The organism is Microbacterium sp. (assembly GCF_036566905.1).
In the GTDB taxonomy this organism is placed as follows: Bacteria; Actinomycetota; Actinomycetes; order Actinomycetales; family Microbacteriaceae; genus Microbacterium.
In genome coordinates this window covers 1-2707 of the sequence record NZ_DATCVK010000066.1, presented here as the reverse complement: position 1 = coordinate 2707, position 2707 = coordinate 1, and the positions used below count along the sequence as shown (strand labels likewise).

Below are 2707 nucleotides of genomic sequence, written 5' to 3'. Positions count from 1 at the left end.
AACCTTCCTCTCAGCCCGGCTCACCGGACTCCCGTGTTCGAGCACGAGTATACGCCGATGGCGCGGACGACGGCGGCCACGGCGCCTGCCGCGACCGCAGCAGCAGGGTCAGCGCTTGAGCGCGCGGATCACCATTCGGAGCGCTTTGCCGCTGACCCAGACGAGTGGCGTGGCGACGAGCAACAGCCCGATGAGATTCGGTTCGAAGCGCACATCGCCCGAGCGGCCGACGTATGCGCCGAGCGGAATGGAGAGTCCGCCGCCACCTCCGCCTCCCGCCTGATCGCCCGCCCCGTCGGAGCCGCTGCCCGCGCCGAAGCCGTAGTACCCGAGCGCGACGGGCACGATCGTCGTGCCGTCGATGTCGACGGCATCGCCGTAGGAGGTCTTCACACCGACGCCGGCGACGGTCTCGGCAAGGTCCAGAACGAGTTCAGCCATGCCTCAACGCTACCCGCGCGCTCGCCCGCGAACCACCCCTTGCGGGATTCGCGGCATCGTGTTCAGCGGACGTCGCCGCCATCGGGAGCTTTGCGACGCGACGACTCGACGCGATCTGCCGCACGCTTCACGAGCGAGGCGGGCCGCACAGCGCCGCGCCCGAACCGGGCGGTCACCTCATCGATCGTGCGTTCGGCCTCGCGCCATTCCTCGTCGGGGTCCCACAGCATCGCGCCGCTGCCCGAGGGCCGCAGCTGCTCGGCCCGCACGCCGATGAGACGGATGCGGGCGCCATCGCCTGCGAGCTCGCCGAGCGCAGCGGATGCCTCGTCGTAGATGCGCCTCGCGACGTCGGTCGGCTCCCCCAGGGTGCGCGACCGCGTGACGGTGCGGAAGTCGCCGTACCGCAGCTTCAGCACGACCGTGCGGCCCACGACACCGGCACGGCGGAGCCGCACCGCGACGTCGTCGGAGAGCCGCAGCAACTCGCGCCGCAGCTGCTCGAGGTCGGTGAGGTCGTACCCGAAGGTGACCTCGTGTCCGATGCTCTTCTCCTCTCGCCCGGTGACGACGTCTCGGGCGTCGATGCCCATCGAGAGGTGGGCCAGTTTCGCGGCGAGTGCCGGCCCGAGCGCCCGTTCGAGTGCGTCGGTCGGCATGGCGGCCACATCACCGACCGTGCGGAGTCCGAGACGGGTGAGCGACTCCTCGGTGACCTTGCCGACGCCCCAGAGCGCGGAGACCGGCAGCGGGTGCAGGAACTCGAGGGTGCGGTCTGCCGGGACGACGAGCATGCCGTCGGGCTTGGCTCGGCTCGAGGCGACCTTCGCCACGAACTTCGTGGCCGCGACACCGACCGAGCAGGTGAGGCCGGTCTCGTCGTGCACGCGCCGCCGCAGGCGCCACGCGATCTCGGCAGGGCTGCCGTGGAGTCGGCGGGCGCCTGAGACGTCGAGGAACGCCTCGTCGATGGAGAGCTTCTCGACGAGCGGGGTGACCTCTTCGAAGATGTGCATGACCCGGCGCGAGTACTCGGTGTAGCTCGCGTAGTCGCCGCGCAGCACGACCGCGTTGGGGCAGCGCTGCAGCGCGAGCGACATGGGCATGGCCGAGTTGACGCCGTACTTGCGTGCCTCGTAGCTCGCGGCCGACACGACCCCGCGCCCCGCGGCGCCGCCGACCAGCACGGGCTTGCCGCGCAGATCGGGCCGTTTCAGCAGTTCGACAGAGACGAAGAACGCGTCCATGTCGACGTGCAGGATCGGTGTCGCCGAGTCGTCGACCGGACCGGTGGTCACTTGGCGCGACGAGCCGTCCTGCTTGCTCATGATGCGACCCTATCCGCTGCCGCCGTCATCGCAGGCGCCGCCCGCGAACGCCCGGTGCGATCAGAATCCGAAGTCGCCTCCGCCACCGAAGTCGCCGCCACCGAAATCGCCGAATCCTCCGAAGTCGCCGCCCGAATCGGCGCCGCCCGAATCGCCGCCGGACCCGCCGTAGCCGTCGGACGCCGCAGCGTCGCCACCGCCGGCGTCGGCACCTGCGTCGCCGCCATCGGCGCCCGCCTCGAACGCCGAGGGATCGGGCAGGAACGCCTGCGCGATCGCCGAACCGACGACCACACCGGCGACGGAGCCGAGCAGCGAGCCCGCGAACATGCCGCCGAACGACGGGCCGCCCTGCTGCGGCCGCCCGCCCGAGGCATCCGCTCGGTTGAAGGCGCGCTCGACGCTGCCGGGTGAGCGGAGCTCGGCGCGGGTGGCGGCGCGGGCCAGTGCGCTCGGTTCGTCGGAGACGAGTCGCTCACCGGCGGGCGCCTCTGCACTCAGCGACGCGAAGACCGCCTGGCGCTGCTGCGGCGTGAGCTTCGCGAACGCCTCGGCGTGCACCGCCTCGACGGACTCGGGCGGAGCCGTGCGCAAGAGGTACCGGTAGCGCTCGACCGCGAGTTCGTCGTCGCTCAGCCTGCGGGCGGGCTGGGCCCGGGGCGGCTGAGGCCGCTGCGGTTCGGCGGGAACTGCTCCGAAGAGACGGTCAAGGAATCCCATGTTGTCCTCGTCAATCGTTCAGGGGACGACCAATCTATGGCCGTCAGCATTGAGCGTGCTGTGAATGGGGTTGCGCGTCGAATCGGGTGCGCGTCCCTCGCCATCACGTCGGCCACGTCATCGGGGTCGCGGGGCCGAACGTGCCAGAATTGCCATAGGGCCGGACGGAGTAGTCGGAGGGGCCGTGAGCGAATCGAGCGCACCGCATCCCACCGAGT

General features: G+C 71.0%; 3 protein-coding genes. All 3 read right to left on the bottom strand.

Going from position 1 to position 2707, the window contains the following annotated elements; translation table 11 throughout:
• Positions 1 to 108 precede the first annotated feature (108 nt).
• The gene (locus tag VIP82_RS05800) at positions 109 to 441 is read right to left on the bottom strand and encodes a hypothetical protein (RefSeq protein ID WP_331906572.1); all 333 of its coding nucleotides are present in this window, start codon (positions 439 to 441) and stop codon (positions 109 to 111) included.
• A gap of 62 nt (positions 442 to 503) precedes the next feature.
• The gene (locus tag VIP82_RS05795; protein WP_331906570.1) at positions 504 to 1769 is read right to left on the bottom strand and encodes a DNA polymerase IV; all 1266 of its coding nucleotides are present in this window, start codon (positions 1767 to 1769) and stop codon (positions 504 to 506) included.
• A 60-nt stretch (positions 1770 to 1829) separates the two neighbouring features.
• A complete protein-coding gene (locus VIP82_RS05790) occupies positions 1830 to 2489 on the bottom strand; it encodes a hypothetical protein (protein WP_331906568.1) in 660 nt (219 codons plus the stop codon).
• Positions 2490 to 2707 lie beyond the last annotated feature (218 nt).

Coding starts and splice junctions, on each gene's coding strand:
- VIP82_RS05795 (WP_331906570.1), bottom strand. CDS start 1,769: ATGAGCAAGCAGGACGGCTCGTCGCGCCAAGTGACCACCGGTCCGGTC.
- VIP82_RS05800 (WP_331906572.1), bottom strand. CDS start 441: ATGGCTGAACTCGTTCTGGACCTTGCCGAGACCGTCGCCGGCGTCGGT.
- VIP82_RS05790 (WP_331906568.1), bottom strand. CDS start 2,489: ATGGGATTCCTTGACCGTCTCTTCGGAGCAGTTCCCGCCGAACCGCAG.